The organism is Halolamina salina (genome assembly GCF_042678005.1).
Taxonomy (GTDB): Archaea; Halobacteriota; Halobacteria; order Halobacteriales; family Haloferacaceae; genus Halolamina; species Halolamina salina.
The window spans coordinates 10,871-15,549 of record NZ_JBHUDH010000034.1; the positions used below are offsets into that span (position 1 = coordinate 10,871).

Below are 4,679 nucleotides of genomic sequence, written 5' to 3' on the forward strand. Positions count from 1 at the left end.
GTCGAACGCGTCGGCGCCGCGGTCGTGGAGTTGGCCCAGCGTGAGCACGTCGTCGCGGTCCCGCACCGCCGCCGCGGCGCCGCTGCCGTCGGCCGGTTCGTCCATCACGACGATGAAGGAGAGATCGAGTTCGTCCTCGACGTGCAGCACCTTGTGCAGCAGGTCGCCGTTCTCGACGACGACACCCTCGGCGCCGGCGTCGCCCAGCAGGTACTCGGTCTGGTTCTCCGAGGAGCCGCTGTAGACGGTGTTGACCACGCCGCCGGCGGCGAGCACGCCGAAGTCGGCCTGCGCCCACTCCATCCGGGTGTTGGCGAACAGCCCCACGCGGTCGCCGGCCCCGACGCCGAGATCGCGGAAGCCGGCGGCGAGGTGGCGGACGATCTCGCGGGTCTCCTCGTAGCGCAGGTCGGCGTAGTCGCCCGCCGGCGCCGCGGGGATCACGCCCTCGGCGACCAGCGAGCGGTCGTAGATCCCCCCCTTGTAGCGCTGGGCCACCTCCCCGGCGTTGCGCTCGGCGCTGGCCTCGAACATCGCCGGCAGCGTGTCGTCGCCGATCACGGGGTGGTCGAACCCCTGTTCGGCTTCGCGAATGTCCATGAGGTCGGGATGGGCGGGGAACCACCATAAAGTTCCGTACACGTCGGGGGTGTTGCTCGGGGTTGATTGGGCCGGCGTCGACGGCGGTTTCGGCCACGGGAGTTCCGTTTCTCGGCGTTGTTTCTCGATCCCGGATGAATCGGCGAAAACGACCGACTGGAGCGGTTTCGGTTGGCGCCTCAAGACCGGCTTGAGGTGCGGTCAGGCCGGGTCTGTGGGGTCGGTCACCGTTCTCAGGTTCGGTCGGAGACGTTTCGGTTCGCTAACTGGTTCGGTCTGAATCGTGTCAGCCGAGTCATTACTACTTACAAAGGGGGATATGTGTCGGGTGAAGCGTTCCCGGGGCGAGCTCGGGACGCGAACGAGGTACTACGACAATGGAACGACGCAAGTTCATCGCTGGTCTGGGATCGCTTACCGCCGCCGGCGCGGCGGGCATTGGTACGGGCGCGTTCACGAGTGTGCAGGCGGATCGTAGTCTGAGTATTCAAACTGCAGGTGACGCCAACGCTTTCCTCAGTATCACGAAGGCAGAAGACGATAACGGGGACGTCTACGCGAACGCTCAGGAGTACGTCGACATTAGTAACGGCGAGGTGAGTCTCGACTTCACTCAAGTGGAAGATACCGCAAATGCGTCGGCGTCGGGTATCAACAAGAACGCAAAGACGATTTTCGATCGCCTGCTCGACGTAACGAACAACGGTACTCAGGATGTTGAATTCTGGATCGAATCGGATCTAATCGTATCCAGTCCCAATTCCGACGACGGATTCCTAGGGGTTTACTCCGAAGACAGTGACGACGGTCTCGGGTTCGACTACGCCAACGGCAGTTGGGGCAAGGTTACTCTCAGCCCCGGTGAGACGCTCGAAGACATCGGTGTCTACATTCCCAAGGGCCACTCCACCGGCGACCTGAGCGGTGGCACCCTCACCTTCATGGCCGACAGCGGGAACTAGGACGAACTCCCTCCAACCCTTAAATTATGAGACGGCGTAGACTGCTAACCGGCCTCGGAACGGTCGTCGGCGGTGGGAGCCTCGCAATCAGCACTGGCGCGTTCACCAGTGTCAGTGCTGAGCGTTCCGTCAGCGTCGAGATTGCCGACGACGCCTACGCGTTCCTTCGAATGAGTCCAATTGCGGACGACGGACTCGGCGGCGAAACGGGGCGATCATCGACCAACGGAGACGTGGTCAAGTTCGAGATCCCCGGGGATGATGACGGCGAGAGCTCCGATGCGGAGGGTGTCGGGATCGACTCGGTCTACGAGTTCCACGACCTGTTCAGCGTGAGCAATCAGGGAACTCAGCCAGTCGAGCTATATAGCACCTACGACGGCGATAACCTCGCCGATCTCGCACTCGTCAACGACGACGGGGTTCTCAAAGACGATCCACCGACACTCGACGTCGGCGACAGCATCGACGTCGGACTCTACATCGACACCCACAGTTCAAGCATTGGTGAGTTCGACGAGACACTGACCATCGTCGCTGATCAACCCGACGACTAACCCACTCCGGCCGTTCGGCGGTTCGACTCCGCCGGTGGGTTTCCCACGAGGGTATCAGTATGAAACGACGCATCTTCATCGCCGGCGTCGGATCGTTCACCGCGGCAAGCACCGCGGCCGTCGGAACGGGCGCGTTCACGAGTGTAAGCGCGGATCGAGCAGTTTCGGTGAGCGTCGCCGAGGACAGTAGCGCGTTCCTCACCTTGAAACAGCACGTCGGCGGGAGGCCAAACCAGGTGTTCTCATCGTACGAAGACGGGAAGCTGGTGCTTGACTTTGATGAGACGGACGTCGGCGGAGAGGGTGTCAACCAAGATGCTGTCACCGAGTTCGCGAACGTGTTCAAACTGGAAAACCATGGCACGCAGGCTGTCAACGTCTGGTTCGAACACGACCTCCCGGGCGTGACGTTCTATCGGTTCGACCCCGACTCGAACAGCCTCGACGGGCCGTCGAACGCGAAGATCGGCCTCGCCGCGGGCGCACACATGAAGATCGGCGTCGAGGTCGACACGACCGCCTCCGGCGCCGGTGACGCCGGCTCGCTCTCCGGAACGGTGACGATCCACGCGAGCGCAGAACCGCCGACGTAGCCGGCGCCGTTCGTCGAGTTCGCCGCATCGACGCCCGATTTCTCCGCCCCCTCGGAGGGGGCCGTAAGCAGTAGAGGTGGTCTCCCCTCGCGATGCTTCCCCACAGGCTCCGCCAGAGCCGGTCGTCGAACCCGACAAGCCGAGGCTGAACGCGCTCAGCCGTGTCAATACTACCCACCTACGCTGTATGCGTGGTGACGAGGCACGATAGCCAATGCAACGACGCAAATTCGTCGCCGGCCTCGGATCGCTCACCGCGGCGGCGGCAGCAGGAATCGGCACGGGGGCGTTCACCAGCGTCTCGGCGGACCGCAGCCTCACCGTCCAGACCGCCGACGACGCGAACGCGCTCCTCGCGATGACCGCCGTCCCGGGGAGCGGCAACGCGGACTACGTCGAGACGGAGGACGGGCAGTTCGCCGCCGACCTCTCGGACGGCAACGACGACCTGCTCGGCGAGGGGGTGAACGCCGGTGCCGTGACGACGGTCGGGGACCTGTTCCGAATCAAGAATCAGGGAACCCAGCCCGTCTACGTCTGGCTCGCTGAGGACGGCGGCCGGAACGGGAGCAAGAGCCACGCGTTCTACGTCGGGTCGTGGAGCGACGACGCCACCGCGATCAGCCTCGCGAACTTCAACGGCGACTACGGCGCGCTCAAAGGGGACGGTCGACAGCGCCAGCCACAGTACGGCGCCGGTGTCGACACCGCCGCGGTCGAACTCGGCGTCGGCGACCACGTGGACGTGGGTCTCGTCGTCGACACCCCCCGAGGCAGCGCCGGTAGCCGCGTCCTGAAAGACGGGCAGGGGGCGACAGTTCACGCGACGGCCGAGCAGTCGTCGCTCGCCGACGTGCTGACGCCGGCAGTCACGCCCGAGTGAGTCCCGGCGTTAGGCCTCCTTCTGCCGCAGGTACGCCAGTACGCCACGCGTGTTCAGCCGCATTTCCGCCTCGGCCTTCTCCTCGCCCCACACCTCGGCCCCAGCCGTCTCGTCGGCGTGGGCGACGAAGTGCTCGATCACCGCGTCGTCGTCCGCCAGCGCCGCCCGCTTCCGCCGCACCGCCTCGACCCACTCCATCAGCGTGCGCTTGTACCCCTGCAGCATCTCCTCGTCGTACGCCCGCGGGCCGAAGTGCGCGAACGCGAGGATCTCCGGCTCCAGATCGGTGATCGTCGACGCGTCCCGGCGGGCCTGATCCAGATCGAACTGCGGCGGCGGGGTGGTCTCCCGGATCGTGTCCACCTCGGGGACGTAGATCCCCGAAGCGTCGCCGGTGTAGACGATCCCCGCGGCGGCGTCGTGGAACACGTGCTGGTGGGGCGCGTGCCCCGGCGCCTCGTGGGCGGTGAGCGTCCGGTCGCCGAGATCCACTGCGTCGCCGTCCGCGAGTCGGGTGAGGCGGTCCTCCGGGATCGGCACCGGTTCGGCGTAGTACTGCCACTGCTCGCCGACGGCGTCCTTCGTGCCGGCGACGAGGCGCTCGGGGTCGATCAGGTGTCGCGCGCCGCGCTCGTGGACGTACGCCTGCGCGCCGGGGTAGTCCTCGAGCAGGTGCCCGGCGCCGCCAGCGTGGTCGAGGTGAACGTGGGTGAGGATCACCGCGTCCAGTTCGTCGATGCCGAGTTCGTCGAGCGCGCCGGTGAGGGCGTCGTAGTCGCCGCCGGTGCCGGAGTCGACGACGGCGGTTCGTTCGCCGTCGATGATGTAGACGGAGCCGTACTGGGGGGTGTCGTACATCCCGGTGTCGACGTAGTGGACGTTCTCGGTGCCTGCGACTGCCTGAACGTCGCCGATGGCCATACGTTGGTGGCCGGTGGGGCGGGAGAAAACGATTCTGGTGACGATTACTGATGGCCGGTTCGGTGGTTGGTGACTGCAACGGTAACCGGGGCGGCGTCTCGATCGTTGGCTACTGGGACAGCACCCGCGACAGCATCTCGATGCTTGACCACTTGCGACCGCA

At 65.4% G+C, this 4,679-nt stretch carries 6 protein-coding genes; 4 read left to right on the plus strand and 2 right to left on the minus strand.

What is annotated here, in order from left to right; all coding sequences use genetic code 11:
* Window positions 1-600, minus strand: a 600-nt coding sequence (locus tag ACFR9S_RS04290; RefSeq protein WP_379818129.1) for an AMP-binding protein, incomplete at its 3' end; no start/stop codon positions are given.
* Window positions 601-977: 377 nt separating this feature from the next.
* Between ACFR9S_RS04290 and ACFR9S_RS04295 the strand changes: the two genes are divergently transcribed.
* The 4 genes from ACFR9S_RS04295 to ACFR9S_RS04310 all read left to right on the plus strand — a co-directional run bounded on the left by ACFR9S_RS04295 (window position 978) and on the right by ACFR9S_RS04310 (window position 3,595).
* Window positions 978-1,562: a DUF1102 domain-containing protein gene (locus ACFR9S_RS04295; protein ID WP_379731130.1), complete on the plus strand. Its 585-nt coding sequence runs from the start codon at window positions 978-980 to the stop codon at window positions 1,560-1,562.
* Between the two features lie 26 nt (window positions 1,563-1,588).
* Entirely contained in the window at window positions 1,589-2,119 is a 531-nt protein-coding gene (locus tag ACFR9S_RS04300; protein ID WP_379731129.1) for a hypothetical protein, read from the plus strand.
* 59 nt (window positions 2,120-2,178) lie between these two features.
* Window positions 2,179-2,712 (plus strand): DUF1102 domain-containing protein, encoded by a 534-nt coding sequence (locus ACFR9S_RS04305; protein WP_379731128.1) that lies wholly within the window; start codon window positions 2,179-2,181, stop codon window positions 2,710-2,712.
* A 214-nt stretch (window positions 2,713-2,926) separates the two neighbouring features.
* Entirely contained in the window at window positions 2,927-3,595 is a 669-nt protein-coding gene (locus tag ACFR9S_RS04310) for a hypothetical protein (protein ID WP_379731127.1), read from the plus strand.
* Window positions 3,596-3,604: 9 nt separating this feature from the next.
* Here the strand turns inward: ACFR9S_RS04310 and ACFR9S_RS04315 are convergent, their stop codons facing one another.
* Window positions 3,605-4,516, minus strand: a complete 912-nt coding sequence (locus ACFR9S_RS04315) for an MBL fold metallo-hydrolase (RefSeq protein WP_379731126.1) — start codon at window positions 4,514-4,516, stop codon at window positions 3,605-3,607.
* Window positions 4,517-4,679 lie beyond the last annotated feature (163 nt).

Excerpts from the sequence above, each read along its gene's own strand:
- ACFR9S_RS04315 (WP_379731126.1), bottom strand. The coding sequence starts at position 4,516 with ATGGCCATCGGCGACGTTCAGGCAGTCGCAGGCACCGAGAACGTCCAC.
- ACFR9S_RS04305 (WP_379731128.1), top strand. The coding sequence starts at position 2,179 with ATGAAACGACGCATCTTCATCGCCGGCGTCGGATCGTTCACCGCGGCA.
- ACFR9S_RS04310 (WP_379731127.1), top strand. The coding sequence starts at position 2,927 with ATGCAACGACGCAAATTCGTCGCCGGCCTCGGATCGCTCACCGCGGCG.
- ACFR9S_RS04300 (WP_379731129.1), top strand. The coding sequence starts at position 1,589 with ATGAGACGGCGTAGACTGCTAACCGGCCTCGGAACGGTCGTCGGCGGT.
- ACFR9S_RS04295 (WP_379731130.1), top strand. The coding sequence starts at position 978 with ATGGAACGACGCAAGTTCATCGCTGGTCTGGGATCGCTTACCGCCGCC.